The organism is Streptomyces bacillaris, from assembly GCF_003268675.1.
GTDB lineage: Bacteria > Actinomycetota > Actinomycetes > Streptomycetales > Streptomycetaceae > Streptomyces > Streptomyces bacillaris.
In genome coordinates this window covers 2549991-2569180 of sequence record NZ_CP029378.1, presented here as the reverse complement: position 1 = coordinate 2569180, position 19190 = coordinate 2549991, and the positions used below count along the sequence as shown (strand labels likewise).

The window sequence follows — 19190 nt, the reverse complement described above, 5'->3', positions numbered from 1 at the left end:
CATGGCGCTTCTGGACCTTCAGGCGATGGAGACCCCGGCCGAGGAGAACTTCGGCGAGCTCGCCACGGGCAGCCAGGTCTCGCTGCTGGTCTGCGAGTACAGCTCGCTGAGCGTGGTCCTCTGCACCCCGTGACGCCTCGCCGCCCGCTCCGCCGGTGACCCCACCGGCGGGCCGGGCGGCCCGTCCGCCGGTCCCGAGCGGTTCGTCCGCCCGGGACCGGCGGCGTACGTCTGTCCACGCGCACGTACCGATCGACACGGGTCCGGAAAGGGAGACCACGTGCGGCCGAAACCCCGCCTCCGCCTCCGTCCCCGTCCTCCGGCGCCCTCCGGCGCACGCCGGCTCGCCCAGCGCCACCCGGGCGCCCTCCTCGCGCTCTTCCTCTGCTCCACCGGCGGGGCGCTCGCCGCCCTCGCCCTGCCCGCCGCCCTCGGCCACACCGTCGACCGGCTCGTCGACGGCGGGCCCGTGCCCTGGGCCGGGCTGCTGCTCTGCGCCGTACTGACCCTGGCCGAGACCGGGTTCGACGCGGGCGCCGCCGTCCTCACCACCAGCACCGGCGCCCGGCTCACCGCGCACCTGCGCACCCGCACCACCGCCCGGGTCCTGGCCGCCGAACCCCGCCGCGCCCTCGCCGTACCCACCGGGGACCTCACCGCCCGGCTCACCGCCCGCACCGCCGACGCGGCGACCGCGCCCGTCACCGCCGCCGGGGCCGTCGCGGGCGTGCTGCTCCCGCTCGGCGCGATCGTCGGCCTCTTCGTCATCGACCCCTGGACGGCCGCCGCCTTCCTTCTCGGCGCCCCCCTCCTCGTCGCCCTCCTGCACACCTTCACCCGCCGCACCGCCGACGCCGGGGCCGACTACCAGCGCGCCCAGTCCGTCATCGCCCACCGCCTCACCGAGGCCCTCGACGGCGCCGACACCATCCGCGCCGCCCGCACCGGAGCCCGCGAGTACCGCCGCATCCTCGAACCGCTCACCACCCTGGCGGCCCACGGCCGACGCACCTGGGCCGTGTACGGGCGGGCCGCCGGCCAGAGCGCCCTGCTGCTGCCCCTCCTCATGCTGCTGGTCCTCGCGGTCTGCGGCCTCCGGCTCCACGCGGGCGCGATCGGCGTCGGGGACCTCGTCGCCGCCTCCCGGTACGCGGCCCTCGCCGTCGGCATCGGCTCCCTCACCGGAGCGCTCGGCGCCCTCGCCCGCAGCCGCGCCGCCGCCCGCACCCTGGACCCGCTGCTCACCCTGGACCCGCTGCCGCACGAGGGGCTGGGCCCGCTCCCCGGCGGCCCGGGCCACCTCGAACTCCGGGACGTCGGGGTCGTCCAGGACGGAAAGCAGGACGGGAACCAGGAAGGCAAGCAGGACGGAAACCAGGACGGGGAACCACTGCTCAACGGCGAACCGGACCGGAAGCCGCTGCTCACCGGTGTCCATCTCACCGTCCCCGGCGGCACCTCCCTCGCCGTCGTCGGCCGCTCGGGCTCCGGCAAGTCGGTCTTCGCGGCGGTCGTCGGACGGCTGCTCGACCCGGACACCGGAACCGTGCTCCTCGACGGCGTCCCCCTGACCGCCATGGACCCCGCCCTTCTGCGCCCCGAGATCGCCTACGCCTTCGCCCGCCCGGCCCTGCCCGGCACCACGGTCGAGGACACGATCGCCTTCGGGCCGTGGACCGCCGGGCCCGCCGCGGTACGGGAGGGGGCCCGCGCCGCCCGCGCGGACGGGTTCGTCGGGCTCCTCCCGTACGGCTACGCCACCCCGCTCACCGACGCCCCGCTCTCCGGCGGCGAACGCCAACGGCTGGGACTGGCCCGCGCGTTCGCCCACCCCGGCCGGCTGCTGATCCTGGACGACGCCCTCTCCGGCCTCGACACCGTCACCGAACACCACGTCCGCCGCGCCCTCGACGAGCGGGCCGGGCGCTGCACCCGGGTGATCGTGGCCCACCGCCTCTCCTCTGCCGCCCGCGCCGACCGGGTCCTCTGGCTGGAGGACGGCCGCGTCCGGGCGACGGGCCCGCACGAGGAGCTGTGGGCCGATCCGGAGTACCGGGCGGTGTTCCGTACGGAGACGGGCGAGGCGGAGGAGACGGCGGAGGCGGACGAAGGGCCGGGGGCGGGGGCGGACGGGGCGCTTCCACGGGCCCGTACGGAAGTGGAGGCCCGGTGAAAGCACCCCGAACGGCCCGTCGCTCCGGCCCCCTCACCCGGGTCACCCGCGACGCCCGTCCCTTCCTCCGAGCCCGCACCGGAACCGTCCTGCGGCTGGCCGGCTGGTCCCTGCTGGAGTTCGTCCAGACCTTTCTGGGCGGCTACGGCGTCGCCCGGGCGCTGGACCACGGCTTCCTCGCCGGGCGTCCGCTCACCGGTCTCCTCTGGCTGGCCGTCGCCGCCGTGGCCGTGCTCCCCGCCCAGCTCGCCACCCGCGGGGTCTTCGGACGGCTCGCGGACCTGGTGGAGCCGCTGCGCGACGGACTCGTGCGGCGCGCGGTCTCCCGCGCGCTCGTCGGCGCCCTCGCGCACCCGACCGGCACCACCGCCCGCTCCCTCTCCCAGGTCACCCACCAGAGCGAGATCGCCCGGGACGGCTGGGCCGGACTCGTCCTGACGCTCCGGTCGTTCGTGTTCACGGTGGCCGGAGCGGTGGCAGGCCTGCTGGCCCTGGAGCCGAGGCTCCTGCTCCTCGTGCTGCCCCCGCTCGTCCTGGGCGCCGCCCTCTTCCTGGCCACCCTGGTGCCGATGGCCGCCCGCCAGCGCGACTACCTCACCGCCGACGAGGCGTACGCCGCCCACGCGGGCCGGACCGCCGCCGACCTGCGGGACATCGCCGCCGCGGGGGCCGCCGACCGCACGGTGACGGAGTCCCGGGAACTGGCCGACGCCCAGGTCCGCGCGGCCCGTTCACTGGCCCGCTGGTCCGGCGTACGGGTGGTGGCCCTGGCGGTCTGCGGGCGCTTCCCGCCCCTGCTCCTGCTCCTCGGCGCCCCCTGGCTGCTCCGCAACGGCCTCACGCCCGGTGCGCTCGTCGGCGCGCTCACGTACCTCACCCAGGCGCTGGCCCCGGCGGTCCAGGCGCTGATGACCATGCTCTCCACGGTCGGCGGCCGGCTGCTGGTGGTCCTGGACCGGTTCACGGACGCGCCGCCGCCCCCGGCCGAGGACGGAGACGACGGGCACGGTCGGGTTCAGGGGCACGACGGTCACGACCGGGGCGCGCCCCCACCGCGCGGCGCCCCCGTCGCCGAACTGGACGCCGTCACCTTCGCCTACGGGCCCGCCGCGCACCCCGTCCTGGACCGGCTCTCGCTCACCGTCGCCCCCGGCGAGCACCTGGCCGTCGTCGGGCCGAGCGGCAGTGGCAAGTCCACGCTCGCCGCCGTCCTGGCCGGGGTGGAGACGCCCGGTGCGGGCTCCGTGCGGTGGCTCGGGCGGCCGGTGCGGGCGGCCGACGCCACCTCCGTACGGGTTCTGCTGCCCCAGCACGCGTACGTGTTCACCGGTTCACTGCGGGACAACCTCCGGTATCTGCGCCCCGACGCGACCGACCGGGAGCTGGCCGCCACCGTCGCCGCGCTCGGCCTGGACCCCCTGCTCACCCGGCTCGGCTCGCTGGACGCCCTCGTCGAACCGGACCGGCTCTCCCAGGGGGAACGCCAGCTCGTCGCCCTCGGCCGGGCCCATCTGGCGGCCCCGCCGCTCATCGTGCTGGACGAGGCCACCAGCCGGCTCGACCCGGCGGCCGAGACCCGTGCCGAACTGGCCTTCGCCGCGCTGCCCAGCGCCCTGGTGGTCGTCGCCCACCGCCTCAGCTCCGCCCACCGCGCCGACCGGATCCTGGTGATGGACGGCCCCCGCACCCGCTGCGGCACCTCGGCGGAGCTGCTGCGCACCTCGGCGCTCTACCGGGACCTGGCCGGCCTCTGGGAACCGGACGAGCCGCTCCGTGACCACGGCCGGTCGAGCGGGTCGCTCCGCGAGAACGGCCGTTCGAACGGGTCGTCGAACGACGTGGTCCACGGCGGCGGAGTCAGATCCACCCCGCCTCCTTCGCCCGTCTGATGGCGTCCACCCGATTGCGCGCGCCGGACTTCCGAATGGCGGCGGCGAGGTAATTGCGGACCGTCCCCTGGGTGAGATGCAGCCGCCCCGCGATACCCGTGACGGTTTCCCCGCTCTCGGCCAGGGAGAGCACGCTCAATTCCCGGGGGGATAAGGGCATGTCGGCCACGTGTAACAGGCTGAAGGCAAGTGACTCGTCGATATGCCGCCCGCCGTCGGCCAGTTTGTGCATGACCTCGGAGAGATCGTCCACCAGCCGGTACTTGTCGATATAGCCGCGGGCGCCCGCCTCGTAGGCCCGGCGCAGCCCCCGCGGCCGGTCGCTGCGGGTGAGGACCGCCAACGGACAGCCCCGGCCGTGCGGTTCGGCCAGCGACCGGACCTCCTCCAGCAGGTCCAGGGAGTCCGGACAGTCCAGGTCGGTGAGGATCACATCCGGTGCCGGTCCCGAGCCCGCCAGTGCCGGGCGTATCGCCTCCCGGTCGGCGGTCGTCACCTCTATTCCCTGCCCCGCGCCGAGCAGGGAGGCCAGCGAAGCGCGCCACAGAGGCACGGTGTGGACCAGCAGAACGGTTGTCATCAAGCTGCCCTCGGCATTTCTCTCCTGGCGCGCGCACTACAGACGTATCGCAGAATGCGATGGCGTGTGCGCGTCGGGTGACGGGTCTCCAGTGGAGCGCATGAGCATTCGGCCGCGCCGACGAATTGGCGGATTCCCGTGCCTGATGGGCGCGGATGGGGGCGTTCGGATGTACAGCGGGAGCGCACGGGGTGGTGGAGCGGCTGAATCCGACCGATGAGGGCAGGCCGGGGTATACCTTTCCGGCCGCAATCCGCACCGAAATCCGGCCGGGCCACGCTCGGTTCACCGGCCCATGCGCTGTGCACCGGGCCCGCTCGGTTCACCTCGCCGGGCCCCGCTCAGTTCAGCAGCGCCCGGGCCGCCTGGGCCTTGTGCCGGACCGTCTCGGCCGTCGTCGGCTCGATGGCGTCGAGCACCTCCGCGTACTCCTCCATCTCCGCCGCCCCGCGCTGGAACTCCCCGCGCTGGACCAGGAGCTGGGCCCGCTCGTAGCGCAGCCGGGCCGGGTGCGAGGGCAGCAGCAGCGAGAGGTCCACCGCCCAGAGGGAGACGTCCGTGCGCTCGGGGCGGGCGGCGGCCCAGGCCCTGATGTTGTTCAGGATGCGCAGCACGATCTCCAGCGGCCGGGCCGGTGCCAGCATGGACGGCTCCAGCCTGGCCCCCGTCGCCCCGGCCACGAACAGCCCGGCGTCCTCGCCGGTCAGCGGCGCGCCTCCGGCGAACGGGTCGACCAGCACCGGCTGTTCCGGGTCCCCGAAGCCGACGACGAAGTGGCCGGGCAGCGCCACCCCGTACACCGGGGCGCCGGCCCGCCGGGCGACCTCGATCCAGACCACGGAGAGCAGGATCGGCAGCCCCCGGCGGCGGCGCAGCACCTGCTGGAGAAGCGAGGACTCCAACCGCTGGTAGTCCGCCGCTGAGCCGCCGAACTCGTGCCGCCCACCGAGCAGTTCGGCCAGGGCCGTGGCCCAGCCGGCGGGGGTGCGGATGCCGTGGGGCAGCAGCCCGGCGAGCCGGTCCAGTTCGATCTGGGCCGCGTCGATCCCGTACGGGTCGGGGGAGACGTCCCCCGGCCGGAGCGGACGCGGCTCCTCCGGGCCGACCGGGCCCGCCTCCGCGCCCAGCAGCAGACAGAGCAGGGCGAGATCCGGCCGCTCGGACCGGGCCTCCTCGGCGAACTGCCGCCGCCGCTCGGCCGTACCGGAATCCTGCGCGCTCATATGCGACCCATGCCCCTGCTCGTCCTTGCTGCCGTACCTCTGCGGACCGCCCTGCCGCTGAGGGCTGCCCCACCGCTGAGGCCGCCCTGCGGCCCCGCCCTCCGTAGCGGTCCCGTCGGACCCGTCGCCCCTGCCGCCCCGCCCACGCTCTCCGCTACGCGGGCCGGAAGTGGTGGTACCGGTGGTGCGGGGCGAAGCCCATGCCGTCGTACAGCGCCCGCGCCCCTTCATTGTCCTCCTCCACCTGGAGCCAGGCCGCCGATGCGCCTTCGTCCAGGGCCCGGCGGGCCAGCGCCGCCATCACCGCCGTGGCCAGCCCGCGCCGCCGGTGCTCGGGGGCGACCTCGACGGCCATGAACCCGGCCCACCGCCCGTCCACGACACACCGCCCGATCGCCGCGGGCGGCTCATCGCCACCGGAGCCCTCGCCCGCGCCCTCGCCGGAGGCCTCACCCGCACTTCCGCCGGAGCCCCCGCCCGCCACCGTGGCGAACCAGACCGACGGGCCGCTGCCCAGCACCCGCAGCACCTGGGGGCCGGGCGTGGAGAAGCGCTGGTAGCGGGAGAGCCATGCCGCGTCCGGCTCGCGGGTCAGCCGCACCGCCGACACGTCCGCGTCCAGGTCACCGACCGGCGCCAGCGCGGCGATCCGCACCTCCGCCGAGACCTCGCGCCGCCAGCCGTGCCGCTCCAGCTCCGCGCAGAGCGTCTCCTGCGTGCCCTCGGCCCCGGTCGCCGTCTGGATGTACGGGGGCAGGTCCCGCTCCCCGTACCACTGCTCGATCCGCTCGAACGCCTCGCCGAGCGGCAGCCCCGGATCCCCGAGCGGCAGCACGGAGTTGGCGCGGCGGGTGAAGCCGCCCGCGGCGCGCAGCCGCCACGCGCCCAGCGGCTCGCTCTCCACCGGCTGCCAGGCGCGCGCGGTGACGGCGGCCAGCTCCGCGAAGGAGGCGGCCGGGCCCCGCCTGCGGGCCGGGGCCGCGGGCACGACCTTGCCCGCGACCAGGGACGATTCCAGGATGCGGACCGACTCGCCGCTCTTCCGTGTGATCGCGACCACACCGTCGTTCCACGATGTGAGAACGCCGACCGTGTCGGTGAACTCCGCGCCGGAGCCGCCCCCCGTGGAACGCCGCCTGACCGAGACGCGTTTGCCCACGTCAGCCGGTGTGATGCGGACTTCCAGCCGTCCGCCCATGGTGAATTCCACAGCTCTGTCCGCCCCTCCTGTTCGGATCGTGCCCGAGAACGGAGATACTAGGTGCGGGCATCGACGACGCCGCGCTCCCGCGCGAGAGCCAACGCCCTACCGAGGAGGAACGACAGCGTGACCTACGTCATCGCGCAGCCTTGTGTCGACGTGAAGGACAAGGCCTGCATCGAGGAGTGCCCCGTCGACTGCATCTACGAGGGCCAGCGGTCCTTGTACATCCACCCGGACGAATGCGTCGACTGCGGAGCCTGTGAGCCGGTCTGCCCGGTCGAGGCCATCTTCTACGAGGACGACACCCCGGAGGAGTGGAAGGACTACTACAAGGCGAACGTCGAGTTCTTCGACGACCTCGGCTCGCCGGGCGGTGCTTCCAAGCTGGGCCTCATCGAGCGCGACCACTCCTTCATCGCCGGGCTGCCGCCGCAGAACCAGTAAGCGGCCGCACCACGAGCGCAGCCCGGTCCCGTACGGCCCGTCACCGTACGGGACCGCGGCGTATCCCCGTACGACCGCGGGGCGCGTCCCCGTACGGCCGTGAGGCCCGTTCCCCGTACGGCCGCCGGTCCCCGAACAGCCCCAGAAAGCAGAGCCGCCCCGTGTCCGCAGTCTCCTCCCGCCTCCCGGTCTTCCCCTGGGACAGGCTCACGCCGTACAAGACCACGGCCCAGGCCCACCCGGACGGCATCGTGGACCTCTCCGTCGGCACGCCGGTCGACCCGGTGCCCGAGGTGATCCGGCAGGCGCTCGTGGCCGCCGCCGACAGCCCCGGCTATCCGACGGTGTGGGGGACCGAGGCCCTGCGCGACGCGCTCACCGGCTGGGTGGAGCGGCGGCTCGGCGCGACCGGCGTGACCCACGCCAACGTGCTGCCGGTCGTCGGCTCCAAGGAGCTGGTGGCCTGGCTGCCCACGCAGCTCGGGCTCGGCCCGGGCGACAGGGTCGCCTACCCGCGCCTCGCCTACCCGACGTACGAGGTCGGCGCCCGGCTCTGCGGCGCCGAGCCCGTCGTCTACGACGACCCCACCGAGTTGGACCCGGCCGGGCTGAAGCTGCTCTGGCTCAACTCGCCCTCCAACCCCACCGGCCGGGTGCTGGCCAAGGACGAGCTGGTCCGGATCGTCGCCTGGGCGCGCGAGCACGGGGTGCTGGTCTTCAGCGACGAGTGCTACCTGGAGCTGGGCTGGGAGGCCGAGCCGGTCTCCGTCCTCCACCCGGACGTCTGCGGCGGCCACTACGAGGGGATCGTCGCCGTCCACTCGCTCTCCAAGCGCTCCAACCTGGCCGGTTACCGGGCCGCGTTCATCGCGGGCGACGCGGCGGTCCTCGGTGAGCTGCTGCTGATCCGCAAGCACGGCGGGATGATGACGCCCGCCCCCGTCCAGGCGGCCACCGTCGCCGCCCTCGGGGACGACACGCACGTGGCCGAGCAGCGGGCCCGGTACGCCGACCGGCGCCTGGCCCTGCGCGCCGCCCTGGAGGCGCACGGCTTCCGGATCGAGCACAGCGAGGCGAGCCTCTACCTCTGGGCGACCCGCGACGAGCCGTGCTGGGAGACCGTGGCGTACCTCGCCCAGCTGGGCATCCTGGTGGCGCCCGGCGACTTCTACGGACCGGCGGGCGAGAGCTTCGTCCGGGTGGCGTTCACCGCGACCGACGAGCGGGTGGCGGCGGCGGTCAAGCGCCTGTCCTGACCACCGGTACGCGGAGGGGCCCGGGGAGTGCGCACTCCCCGGGCCCCTCCGCGTACCTGCGTACATGACCTGCGTACCCGCGTACGTGACGTGTGTACGCGGCCGTGGCCGAGGCTGTGGCCGTGGATCAGCCGATCGGCAGCCCGTCCAGCGGCAGGCCGCCCTTGGTGAGGGCGTCGGTGGGCAGGCCGCCCTGGGTGAGCGAGTCGGTCGGCAGGCCACCGGACGCGGCGTCGGTCACGCCGCCGAGGGCCTCGCCCGCGCTGCCCGCGGTCTGGCCGACGGTCTCCTGGACGGCCGGGGCGGCCACCCTGGCGGTCTTGCCGACGGTGGCGCCCGCGGCCGGCAGGGCGGTGCCCACGAGGCGGCCGCCCGTCTCGCTCGCGGCCTGGGTGCCCTGGCGGGCGGCGCTGTCCACGGTGTTGCCGAGGCCGGCACCGTCGAGGGCGGTCAGGCCGCCGAGGTCCGGGGTCCGGGGGAGCTCTGCGGCGCTCGCGGCGCCGGCCGCACCGACCACGGGGGCCGCACCCGCGGCGATCAGCAGCGCGGTACGAGCGATCCGACGGGTCAGGGGGAGGGACATGGTGCTCCTTCGACGGGAAGTCAACGATTCATGTGGTTCGTTCCGGTGAGCCGGACGCACTGACAACCGGTCGTGGGGGAGGGAAAGTTGCGGAGGCCGAAGGTAAAGAGTGAGTAATGCGTCCGATAATCCGCAGTGGAGGAACCCGGGCAAACGATCCATTCCGAAGTCGTTCGACGAACCGTCACTTCCCTTGGGCGGCAAGGGAATCGACGGGGTGGGAATGAACTGCCGGAGAGGTGGCCGGGGAGGGGTGGAGCGCTCGGTCCAAGGGTCCGAACGGGCGATGGTCCGAACTACTGGGCGACCCGGATGGCGACAGCCGCCGTGCCCGGTTCCTTCTCCTTCGAGCGTTCCGTCCGCCAGCCGGAACCGGCCTCCCAGATCCGGTCGGCGTAGCTCACGCGCTCGATCCGCAGCTCCTGGGAGTGCGCCACCGCCCAGTGCGCCAGCTCCCAGCCGCGCCGCGGTGCGCCGTCCGCCTCCGCCCCGGCCTGTGCTCCGGCCGTCGCCGGTACGGGCACCGAGACGGTGGCGGCGGCCGAGGGGCCGGCGGCCTTCGTCGCGGGCAGGACGTCCTTGCCGAAGGTGCGCACCAGCTCGGCCCGCACCTGCCCCGCGTCGCCCGGGCCCTGGCCGGTCTTCTTCGACGGCGTGCAGTTCAGCGCGGCGGGCTCGCGCCCGGTCAGCGCGGCGGCCAGCAGCGCGGCGTCCGGCTCGTGCTTCGCGTACGCCTGCGGGAACCCGCTGCGCTGCACGCGCTGCGCCGCCACGGTCAGCGGGAGCCGGGAGTATCCGGGGACCTCGGCGAGATGGTCGTAGAACTCCCCGGCCGAGTAGACCGGGTCCATGATCTGCTCCACGGTGCCCCAGCCCTGCGAGGGCCGCTGCTGGAACAGGCCCACCGAGTCCCGGTCCCCGTAGTCGATGTTGCGGAGCGTGGACTCCTGGATCGCGGTGGCGATGGCGATCGTCACCGCCCGCTCCGGCATCCCGCGCGTGGTGCCCACGGCGGAGATCGTCGCCGCGTTCGCCGCCTGGTGCAGGCTCATCTCGTACGTGTGGTCCCCGTCGGGGGCCCGGACCACGCAGCGCGGCGCGGACTCGGTGGTGGAGGAGTCGTACTGAACGGCCAGATAACCACCCAGGGCGGCGAGCACGGCGAAGGCGGCCGCGTAGCGGAGAAGACGGCTGCGGCGACGGCGGGCGGGGCTGGCTGTCCGGGACACGGCCCCACCGTACTGGAGGGTTCGGCCGGGGCCGATACCCCAGTCCTATGGGGTGGACACCCCAGGTCCTCCGGGGTGGACACCCCTGGCCCTCCGGGGCTGACTCCCTTGGTCCTCCAGGGCGGACACCCCCGGTCCTCCGGTACGGACACCTAGGCCTTCCAGGGCGGACGCCCCGGCCCTCCGGGCCCCTGGCCGGGCCCGGCGCACGGTCCTCTAGGGTCGGGACCATGTCCGACAGCACGCTTGACCTGACCCTGGACGGCCCGGCGCTCACCGCCCGGCTCGTCGACTTCCCCTCGGTCAGCGGGGAGGAGAAGGCACTCGCCGACGCGATCGAGACAGCGCTGCGCGGCCTGCCCCATCTGACCGTCGACCGCCACGGCAACAACGTCGTCGCCCGCACGCACCTCGGCCGTGCCGAGCGCGTCGTCCTCGCCGGGCACATCGACACCGTGCCGATCGCCGACAACGTCCCCTCCCGCCTCGACGGGAACGGCATCCTCTGGGGCTGCGGCACCACCGACATGAAGGCCGGGGTCGCCGTCCAGCTCCGGATCGCCGCGACGGTCCCCGAGCCCAACCGCGACCTGACCTTCATCTTCTACGACAACGAAGAGGTCGCCGCCCACCTCAACGGCCTCGGCCACATCGCCACCGCCCACCCCGACTGGCTCGCCGGAGACTTCGCCGTCCTCCTGGAGCCCTCGAACGGCGAGGTCGAGGGCGGCTGCCAGGGCACGCTCCGCGTCCACCTCCGTACGACGGGGGAGCGGGCACACTCGGCGCGCAGCTGGATGGGGTCCAACGCGATCCACGCCGCCGCCCCGATCCTGGCCACGCTGGCGGCGTACGAGCCCCGCCGCCCGGTCATCGACGGCCTGGAGTACCGCGAAGGGCTCAACGCGGTCGGCATCGAGGGCGGCGTCGCCACCAACGTCATCCCGGACGCCTGCACCGTCGTCGTCAACTACCGCTACGCCCCCGACCGCACCGAGGAGGAGGCCATCGCCCACGTCCGGGAGGTCTTCGCGGACTGCGGAGTGGCCGAGATCGTCATCGACGACCACTCCGGCGCCGCCATGCCCGGCCTCTCCCACCCCGCCGCCCAGGCCTTCATGGCGGCGGTCGGCGGCACCGCCCGGCCCAAGTTCGGCTGGACGGACGTCTCCCGCTTCGGCGGCCTCGGCATCCCCGCGGTGAACTACGGCCCCGGCGACCCGATGTACGCCCACAAGCGCGACGAACACGTGGTGGTCGAGAAGATCACCCACTGCGAGGACCGCCTCCGCGCCTGGCTGAGCAGCTGACCGGCTGACCGCCCGACGTACGGCATTCCCCCGTACGTAACCTCCGCCGATCTACGCTGGCCTGACGCAGCACGACACAGCCCGACCCAGAACGACCCAGGTCGGTGGAGGGAGCGGAACATGGGCAACGCCGAGGACGCACGGATCCCCGAAGGTGCGGAGGTCCCCGAGGGCGCGGTGGCGCCCGAGGAACAGTGGCTGGGTCCGGTACTGCGCCGCAGGGAGCAGGTCCAGCCCGGCACGACCGATCAGCGGCTGCTGGACTCCGAGGGCGACTCCGAGTGGGTGCACACCGACCCGTGGCGGGTGATGCGCATCCAGTCGGAGTTCGTCGAGGGCTTCGGCGCGCTGGCCGAGCTGCCGAGCGCGATCAGCGTCTTCGGCTCGGCCCGCACCCCGGCCGGATCGGCGGAGTACGAGGCCGGGGTGGCGATCGGCAAGGCCCTGGTCGACGCGGGCTTCGCGGTGATCACGGGCGGCGGTCCGGGCGCCATGGAGGCCGCCAACAAGGGGGCCCGGGAGGCGAAGGGGGTCTCGGTCGGCCTCGGCATCGAGCTGCCCTTCGAGTCCGGGCTGAACCCGCACGTCGACATCGGCGTCAACTTCCGCTACTTCTTCGTCCGCAAGACGATGTTCGTGAAGTACGCGCAGGGCTTCGTGGTCCTGCCCGGCGGCCTCGGCACCCTGGACGAGCTCTTCGAGGCCCTCACCCTCGTCCAGACCGGCAAGGTCACCCGCTTCCCGATCGTCCTCTTCGGTACCGCCTACTGGGGCGGCCTGGTCGACTGGCTCCGCGACACGGTGGTGGGCCAGGGCAAGGCCTCGGACAAGGACCTGCTGCTGTTCCACGTGACGGACGACGTGGAGGAGGCGGTGGCGCTGGTGACGAAGGAGGTCGGACGGTAGGCCTTCCAGCCGTCCGGCCACATCAAGCTCGCCCGGGGCCGGACCCTTTTCGGCCTGGCCGGCACGATCAAGCCCGTCCGGCGCTTGAGGACATCCTTTCCGGCCGGGCAGGCCGGTCCGGCCGGACTCAGCCCCTCCGGCGCTTGAGGGGCGGGGCCCAGGGGCAGCGCCCCCGGCCCCGCCCGCCGGGCAGGCGGCAGGGAACTACGCCAGCCCCCTCCGCGCCACCGCCGGCTCCCGGTGCCCCGCGATCGACGCCACCATGTCCAGCACCTGCCGCGTCTCCGCCACCTCGTGCACCCGGTACACCCGCGCCCCCAGCCACGCCGACACCGCGGTCGTCGCCAGCGTCCCGATCACCCGCTCCTTCACCGGCCGGTCCAGCGTCTCGCCCACGAAGTCCTTGTTGGACAGGGAGACCAGCACCGGCCACCCCGTCTCCGCCATCTCCTCCAGACGGCGCGTCGCCTCCAGGGAGTGCCGGGTGTTCTTCCCGAAGTCGTGCCCGGGATCGATCATGATCCCGTCCGGCCGCACCCCGAGCCGGACCGCCCGCTCCGCAAGGCCCACCGTCACGCGCAGGATGTCCGCCATGACGTCGTCGTACGTGATCCGGTGCGGCCGGGTGCGCGGCTCCGCGCCCCCCGCGTGCGTGCAGACCAGCCCCGCCCCGTACCGCGCGGCCACCTCCGCGAGCCTGGGGTCGACCCCGCCCCACGCGTCGTTCAGCACATCCGCCCCGGCCTCGCAGACCGCCTCGCCCACATCGTGGCGCCAGGTGTCCACGCTGATCACCACGTCCGGGTGGCGGCGGCGGACCTCGGCCACGAACCCCACCGTGCGGCGCGCCTCCTCCTCGGCGCTCACCTCCTCGCCGGGCCCGGCCTTCACCCCGCCGATGTCGATGATCGCGGCGCCCTCGGCCACCGCCTGCTCGACCCGGGCGAGCGCCGGTTCGTCTTGGAACGTGGCGCCCTGGTCGTAGAAGGAGTCCGGGGTCCGGTTCACGATCGCCATGATCACCGGCTCGTGCGGTCCGAACTCCCGCCGCCCCAGCCTGAGTGCACCGCTCCGCATCCCGTTCTTCCTCCTCAGCTAGCCCGCGGCAGCCCGCCGCTGACCCGCGGTTGGCTCGTCTGCGACCCTAAGGCCTTCCGTGGTCGGCCCGATCTGTCAGTCCCGCATGGCACGATCGGAGCCGGACGAGGTCCTTGCTCCCGGGGAGATGCGCGTGTTCTGGTTCTTGCTGCTCACGATGGTCGTGGTCGTCACGGCGGTCACCCTCGCGGTGGTCGGCGGTGGCGGGAGCGCCGTGCTCCAGGATGTGGAGCCCGAGCGGTTCACCGACCCCCTGCCCGCGAGCCGCCCGGTCGGCCGGGCGGACGTGGAGGCGCTGCGCCTGCCCATGGCCGCCCGGGGCTACCGGATGGCGGATGTGGACGAGGCGCTCTCCCGGCTCGGCGCCGAGCTGGCCGAGCGGGACGCCCGGATCGCGGAGCTGGAGTCCGCCCTGGCCGGGGCGCAGGCGGCCGCGGTGAGCACGGGCACCGATCTGTTCAAGCAGCCGGGCGAAAACCGGCCCGCCGAGCCGGGCGACCGGGGCGCGGCACCGGCGGACCGCGGCGAGGAGGCCGGACGATGAGCGACGGCGGAGCCGTGGCCGCCCCGGACGGGCGGCTGCGCTGCCCCTGGGGCCTCGCCACCGACGACTACCTCGCCTACCACGACACCGAGTGGGGCCGCCCGGTCCACGGGGACGACGCCCTGTTCGAGCGGCTCTGCCTGGAGGCGTTCCAGTCCGGCCTGTCCTGGCTGACGATCCTGCGCCGCCGCGAGACCTTCCGTACGGCCTTCGCCGGATTCCGGATCGCCGAGGTCGCGAAGTTCACCGGCACCGACCGGGAGCGGCTCCTCGCCGACCCGGGCATCATCCGCAACAGGGCCAAGGTCGACGCCACCCTCGCCAACGCGAAGGTGCTGGCCGGCTGGCGGGCCGGGGAGCTGGACGAGCTGATCTGGTCGTACGCCCCCGACCCCGCCGGCCGCCCCGCCCCGCGCGGGCTCGGGGACGTCCCCGCCATCACCCCGGAGTCCACCGCGCTCGCCAAGGAGCTGAAGAAGCGCTCGATCCGCTTCGTCGGCCCCACCACCGCCTACGCCCTGATGCAGGCCTGCGGCCTGGTCGACGACCACCTCGCGGAGTGTGTGGCCCGGGGCGGCGGCGCGGCGGCCGGGTGAGGAGCGGCCTCCCCGGCCGGGGTGACCGGCCGCTCCCCGGCCGGGTGAGCGGCTACTTCCCCAGGTAGACCGGCTTCTCCTTCTTCAGGAACGCCTCCACCGCGATGGTGTGGTCCTGCGACGCGCCCGCCCGGGTCTGGAGGTCGTCCTCCTTCTCCAGCGCCTCGGCCAGCGTGTGCCCGGCGCCGTAGGCCATGGACGCCTTCAGCCCCGCGTACGCCACCGTGGGCCCGGCGGCCAGGGTGCGGGCCACCTCCGCCGCCCGGTCGGCCAGCTCGGCGGCGGGGACCACGCGGTTGACGAGGCCCAGCTCCAGCGCGTCCTGGGCGGAGATCGACCGGGGGAAGAACAGCAGGTCCGCCGCGCGGGTCTGCCCGATCAGCCGGGGCAGGGTCCAGGACACGCCCGAGTCGGCGGTCAGCGCGACCCCGGCGAACGAGGTGTTGAAGGAGGCGGTGTCCGCGACCACCCGGTAGTCGGCCGCCAGGGCGAAACCGAACCCGGCCCCGGCCGCGACCCCGTTCACCCCGGCGACGACCGGCTTCGGCATCTCCGTGATGGCCCGCACGATCGGGTTGTAGTGCTCCCGCACGGTGCTCAGCGCGTTCCCGTCGCCCGCCTCGCGGGTCGCCGCCAGCGTGGCGACGTGCTCCTTGAGGTCCTGCCCGACACAGAAGGCGCGCCCGGTGGCCGTGAGCAGCACCGCCCGTACCGCGGGGTCCGCCGACGCCTCCAGGAGCGCGTCCCGGAGCGCGACCTTCGCCGCCGTGTTCAGCGCGTTCATCGCGTCCGGGCGGTTGAGCGTGATCGTCGCGAGCCCCTCGCTCACGTCGTACAGCACGGTGTTCGCCTGCTCGTCGGCCATTGCGGTCCATCCCCTCGCTGCTCGGGCATCGTTGCCCCTGCAGGCAAGCATGGCCGACGGGGGACGGGCCGCAGATGTGACCTGCGTCTAACAATTGGCTCCCGCTCGGGGCCCCGGGGCGGCGAAGTATCGCAGCCGGATCCCCGAATTGGGTGGTTTTGAGAGAGCGCGTTGCGCAAGCGATGCAGAGCGATGTTGGTCATCGGGGTCGTTGATGCGGGATAATGGTGAAGAAGCAATGTGTTCGATGCCGGTGAGGCAGCGCCTGTCATGGGGCCGCCGGTTGCGATGAGCTGGTTTCAGGAAGGGGAACGAGCATGGCGGCCATGAAGCCGCGGACGGGCGACGGCCCGCTCGAGGTGACAAAGGAGGGGCGGGGCATCGTCATGCGCGTTCCGCTCGAAGGCGGCGGTCGGCTTGTTGTCGAGCTGACTCCGGACGAGGCCGATGCCCTCGGCGACGCACTGAAGAAGGTCGTCGGCTGACGCGTAACGCCCATCACCTTCCACCGCTGCCCGGTACGGTCTCCGTACCGGGCAGCGGTGCGTTCACCACAGGGTGCGTTCGCGGCGGAAGATTTTCGCGGCGGAAGATGTCCGGCGGTCAGCCGCGCCGGACCGCGCAGAGCAGCCCGTCGCCCACCGGCAGCAGCGTCGGCATCAGCTCCTGGCTGTCGCGGACCGCACGCAGCAGCTCCCGCAGCCGCAGCACCTCGGCCGGCTGGGCGGCGGAGTCGACCGTACGGCCGTCGGCGAAGACGCCCTCGAAGCAGACCAGGCCACCGGGGCGCAGCAGGCGCAACGATTCAGCGAGGCAGTCGAGGCTCTCCAGCCGGTCGCCGTCGCAGAAGACGAGGTCGTAACCGCCGTCCGCGAGCCGGGGCAGGACGTCCAGCGCCCGGCCGGGGATGAAACGGGCCCGGTTGGAGGCGAAGCCCGCCTCGCGGAACGCCTCCCGGGCGAACTGCTGGCGCTCGGGCTCCGGGTCCACCGTGGTCAGCACGCCGTCGGGCCGCATCCCGTGCAGCAGATAGATGCCGGACACGCCCGTGCCCGTACCGATCTCCGCCACCGCCTTGGCGTCCGAGGCACCGGCCAGCAGGCGCAGCGCGGCGCCGGTGCCGGGCGACACCGAGCGGATCCCCAGCTCACGGGCCCGCTCCCGGGCCCGGTGCAGAGCTTCGTCCTCGGCGACGAAGGAGTCGGCGAGGACGAAGCTCGTCTGCCGGTTGGCGGTAATGACCCTCTCCTGTCCCCGTAGTTGGCGCAACGGTGACTGTATCCGCTGGACCCGGGAACCCGCAGATGGGACCGGGCGTTGTGCAAGGAGTGGGGAGAGCGCAGCGTCCCGGCCCGCGGATCGGACCGGTGAGCTGCGGTGAAGTTCCGGGCGACGCCCGGCCCCAGCAGGGAAAAGGCTTATCCGGAGCTAACGGGCGAGGTGGCTATGGTAGGGGCTCCACTGGACACCACCAGAGCCGATAGGGGAGGTGCGGCTGCGCCTGTGGATCGGGGCGGGGTGCTGCGGCGCCTTCTCAGGTCGGCCGGTGAGCCGAAATCCGTGACCAACATTGCTGACCGTTCTTCCGAAGTATCCGCACCGACCGCGACCTTCGCCTCCGATGCGGATGCCCAGGCGTGGACCCCGCCCTCATGGGAAGAGATCGTCAGCACGCACAGCGGTCGCGTGTACCGCCTTGCCTACCGGCTGACGGGGAACCAGCACGACGCCGAGGACCTCACGCAGGAGGTCTTCGTCCGTGTCTTCCGCTCGCTGTCGACGTACACCCCCGGCACGTTCGAGGGGTGGCTGCACCGCATCACCACCAATCTCTTCCTGGACATGGTCCGCCGGAAGCAGCGCATCCGCTTCGACTCGCTCGGTGACGACGCGGCCGAGCGGCTGCCCAGCCGGGAGCCGTCCCCGCAGCAGGTCTTCAACGACACCCACTTCGACGCCGATGTGCAGCAGGCGCTGGACACCCTCGCGCCCGAGTTCCGGGCCGCGGTCGTCCTCTGCGACATCGAGGGCCTCAGCTACGAGGAGATCGCCGCCACCCTCGGCGTGAAGCTCGGCACCGTGCGCAGCCGTATCCACCGAGGCCGTTCGCATCTGCGCAAGGCGCTCAAGCACCGTTCGCCCGAAGCCCGCGCCGAGCAGCGGTCCCTGGCGGACGCGGTCCTGGCAGGGGAGGGCGGAACGGCGTGAGTGGCACAGGTCCGACCGGTCCCACCCCTGCGGAAGCGCATCTGGGGGACCGGCTCGCCGCGCTGGTCGACGGCGAGCTGAATCATGACGCCCGTGAGCGGGTCCTCGCCCATCTGGCGACCTGCGCCCGGTGCAAGGTCGAGGCCGACGCCCAGCGCCGCCTCAAGAGCGCCTTCGCCATGTCCGCCGCACCCTCGCCCTCCGAGGGGTTCCTGGCCCGCCTCCAGGGCCTTCCCGGCGGTCCTGGAGGCGACGACACCGGCCCCGGCCGCCCCTTCGGCTCCGGCGGTCCGTTCGCCGACGAGTTCTTCCCCCCGCTGCGGTCCTCCGGCTCCACCCGCCGCGACGCCGTGCGCCCCTCCGCGCCGGCCGACTTCGGGTATCTCCCCGCCGCCCACGGCTCCACCGCCGTCCTGCCCGGTGGCTCCCGCTCCGCCTTCCGCATACACGACATGGCCCGGGACGCCGAGCGTTCGCCCTGGCGCGGCCGGCGCTTCGCCTTCGCGGCGGCCGGTGCCGTCTCCCTGGCGGCCATCGCGCTCGGCGGCACCCTGCCGCTGGACTCCGCCCAGGATCCCCTCCTGCGCGCCGAGGGCAGCGGTAGCAGTGTGACCCCGCTCGGCGCGGAGACCCGCGCCGGAGGCTCGAACGAGGCCGTGAGCCGTCGCGGCGGCAGCCAGTCGGTCGGCGGCGACCGCCTCGCCGTCAACCGGTCGGCGGCCGACATCTCGTCGACCGGCTCGCACCGGCCCGCGCCCGTGCTCACCCCGCCCCCGGCGTCCGTCGCCCCAACGGCGAAGCCGCCCCTGCTCCCACGGGCGCAGACGACGGCCCCGCCGCTCCTCTCCTCCCCCCTGGGCGGGCACCCCTTCACGTTCCCCGTGCTGAACGTGTCCGTGCCCCCGCTCATACGTCCGACCGGTGGCTCCACCCCGCTGCTCGCGGCGGTGCTGGGCGGCGGATCGACGGCGAAGGCGAGCGCCCCGCCGGTCTCCTCGGCCCCGGAGACCCGTCCGGCCCCGGCCAACGACCTGGCGAGCCCGCTGCCACCCCGCCGCTGACCGGGATCGGCCGTCCCCCGG

At 73.9% G+C, this 19190-nt stretch carries 20 protein-coding genes; 12 read left to right on the top strand and 8 right to left on the bottom strand.

Annotation, left to right across the window (positions count from 1 at the left end; all coding sequences use genetic code 11):
* The first annotated feature begins 1 nt into the window (after nt 1).
* The 3 genes from DJ476_RS10580 to DJ476_RS10570 all read left to right on the top strand — a co-directional run bounded on the left by DJ476_RS10580 (nt 2) and on the right by DJ476_RS10570 (nt 4062).
* The gene (locus DJ476_RS10580) at nt 2-133 is read left to right on the top strand and encodes a SapB/AmfS family lanthipeptide (RefSeq protein WP_019761740.1); all 132 of its coding nucleotides are present in this window, start codon (nt 2-4) and stop codon (nt 131-133) included.
* A 147-nt stretch (nt 134-280) separates the two neighbouring features.
* Nucleotides 281-2173, top strand: a complete 1893-nt coding sequence (locus DJ476_RS10575) for an ABC transporter ATP-binding protein (protein WP_112490373.1) — start codon at nt 281-283, stop codon at nt 2171-2173.
* A complete protein-coding gene (locus DJ476_RS10570; protein ID WP_112490372.1) occupies nt 2170-4062 on the top strand; it encodes an ATP-binding cassette domain-containing protein in 1893 nt (630 codons plus the stop codon). Before DJ476_RS10575 ends, DJ476_RS10570 begins: the two co-directional genes overlap by 4 nt.
* Here the strand turns inward: DJ476_RS10570 and DJ476_RS10565 are convergent.
* The 3 genes from DJ476_RS10565 to DJ476_RS10555 all read right to left on the bottom strand — a co-directional run bounded on the left by DJ476_RS10565 (nt 4031) and on the right by DJ476_RS10555 (nt 7075).
* Nucleotides 4031-4642, bottom strand: a complete 612-nt coding sequence (locus DJ476_RS10565) for a response regulator transcription factor (protein WP_112490371.1) — start codon at nt 4640-4642, stop codon at nt 4031-4033. The genes DJ476_RS10570 and DJ476_RS10565 overlap by 32 nt on opposite strands.
* Nucleotides 4643-4983: 341 nt before the next feature.
* On the bottom strand, nt 4984-5865 hold the full coding sequence (locus DJ476_RS10560; RefSeq protein ID WP_103416485.1) for a transglutaminase-like domain-containing protein: 882 nt from the start codon (nt 5863-5865) through the stop codon (nt 4984-4986).
* A 154-nt stretch (nt 5866-6019) separates the two neighbouring features.
* Nucleotides 6020-7075 (bottom strand): GNAT family N-acetyltransferase, encoded by a 1056-nt coding sequence (locus DJ476_RS10555; RefSeq protein ID WP_103416484.1) that lies wholly within the window; start codon nt 7073-7075, stop codon nt 6020-6022.
* A gap of 117 nt (nt 7076-7192) precedes the next feature.
* On the opposite strand from DJ476_RS10555, the gene fdxA reads away from it, so the two are divergent.
* Nucleotides 7193-7513 (top strand): ferredoxin, encoded by a 321-nt coding sequence (gene fdxA, locus DJ476_RS10550; protein ID WP_018489192.1) that lies wholly within the window; start codon nt 7193-7195, stop codon nt 7511-7513.
* 161 nt (nt 7514-7674) lie between these two features.
* Nucleotides 7675-8769 (top strand): succinyldiaminopimelate transaminase, encoded by a 1095-nt coding sequence (dapC, locus tag DJ476_RS10545; RefSeq protein WP_070205090.1) that lies wholly within the window; start codon nt 7675-7677, stop codon nt 8767-8769.
* A 127-nt stretch (nt 8770-8896) separates the two neighbouring features.
* On the opposite strand, the gene DJ476_RS10540 is transcribed toward dapC, so the two are convergent.
* Together DJ476_RS10540 and DJ476_RS10535 are read right to left on the bottom strand one after the other, a co-directional pair.
* Nucleotides 8897-9352 carry a hypothetical protein gene (locus DJ476_RS10540; protein WP_053559512.1) on the bottom strand — a complete coding sequence of 152 codons (456 nt, stop codon included), beginning with the start codon at nt 9350-9352 and terminating at the stop codon, nt 8897-8899.
* Between the two features lie 296 nt (nt 9353-9648).
* Nucleotides 9649-10581 carry a hypothetical protein gene (locus DJ476_RS10535; RefSeq protein ID WP_103416483.1) on the bottom strand — a complete coding sequence of 311 codons (933 nt, stop codon included), beginning with the start codon at nt 10579-10581 and terminating at the stop codon, nt 9649-9651.
* A 230-nt stretch (nt 10582-10811) separates the two neighbouring features.
* Here DJ476_RS10535 and dapE point away from each other — a divergent pair, with 230 nt between their 5' ends.
* A complete protein-coding gene (gene dapE / locus DJ476_RS10530; protein ID WP_112490370.1) occupies nt 10812-11891 on the top strand; it encodes a succinyl-diaminopimelate desuccinylase in 1080 nt (359 codons plus the stop codon).
* Between the two features lie 120 nt (nt 11892-12011).
* Nucleotides 12012-12797, top strand: coding sequence for an LOG family protein (locus DJ476_RS10525; protein ID WP_103416481.1), 786 nt, complete (start codon nt 12012-12014; stop codon nt 12795-12797).
* Between the two features lie 204 nt (nt 12798-13001).
* On the opposite strand, the gene folP is transcribed toward DJ476_RS10525, so the two are convergent.
* Nucleotides 13002-13874, bottom strand: a complete 873-nt coding sequence (folP, locus tag DJ476_RS10520; RefSeq protein WP_103416480.1) for a dihydropteroate synthase — start codon at nt 13872-13874, stop codon at nt 13002-13004.
* 148 nt (nt 13875-14022) lie between these two features.
* Here folP and DJ476_RS10515 point away from each other — a divergent pair, with 148 nt between their 5' ends.
* Together DJ476_RS10515 and DJ476_RS10510 are read left to right on the top strand one after the other, a co-directional pair.
* On the top strand, nt 14023-14439 hold the full coding sequence (locus DJ476_RS10515; RefSeq protein ID WP_244210475.1) for a cell division protein DivIVA: 417 nt from the start codon (nt 14023-14025) through the stop codon (nt 14437-14439).
* Nucleotides 14436-15035 carry a DNA-3-methyladenine glycosylase I gene (locus tag DJ476_RS10510; protein WP_070205086.1) on the top strand — a complete coding sequence of 200 codons (600 nt, stop codon included), beginning with the start codon at nt 14436-14438 and terminating at the stop codon, nt 15033-15035. Before DJ476_RS10515 ends, DJ476_RS10510 begins: the two co-directional genes overlap by 4 nt.
* 52 nt (nt 15036-15087) lie before the next feature.
* On the opposite strand, the gene chcB is transcribed toward DJ476_RS10510, so the two are convergent.
* Entirely contained in the window at nt 15088-15900 is an 813-nt protein-coding gene (gene chcB / locus DJ476_RS10505) for a 2-cyclohexenylcarbonyl CoA isomerase (RefSeq protein WP_112490369.1), read from the bottom strand.
* Nucleotides 15901-16217: 317 nt separating this feature from the next.
* Between chcB and DJ476_RS10500 the strand changes: the two genes are divergently transcribed.
* Entirely contained in the window at nt 16218-16385 is a 168-nt protein-coding gene (locus DJ476_RS10500; protein ID WP_003966491.1) for a DUF3117 domain-containing protein, read from the top strand.
* Between the two features lie 118 nt (nt 16386-16503).
* On the opposite strand, the gene DJ476_RS10495 is transcribed toward DJ476_RS10500, so the two are convergent.
* Entirely contained in the window at nt 16504-17169 is a 666-nt protein-coding gene (locus DJ476_RS10495; RefSeq protein WP_018489182.1) for an O-methyltransferase, read from the bottom strand.
* Between the two features lie 177 nt (nt 17170-17346).
* Between DJ476_RS10495 and sigE the strand changes: the two genes are divergently transcribed.
* Nucleotides 17347-18108: an RNA polymerase sigma factor SigE gene (gene sigE / locus DJ476_RS10490; RefSeq protein ID WP_175512372.1), complete on the top strand. Its 762-nt coding sequence runs from the start codon at nt 17347-17349 to the stop codon at nt 18106-18108.
* On the top strand, nt 18105-19169 hold the full coding sequence (locus tag DJ476_RS10485; RefSeq protein WP_103416477.1) for an anti-sigma factor family protein: 1065 nt from the start codon (nt 18105-18107) through the stop codon (nt 19167-19169). Before sigE ends, DJ476_RS10485 begins: the two co-directional genes overlap by 4 nt.
* Nucleotides 19170-19190: the final 21 nt, after the last annotated feature.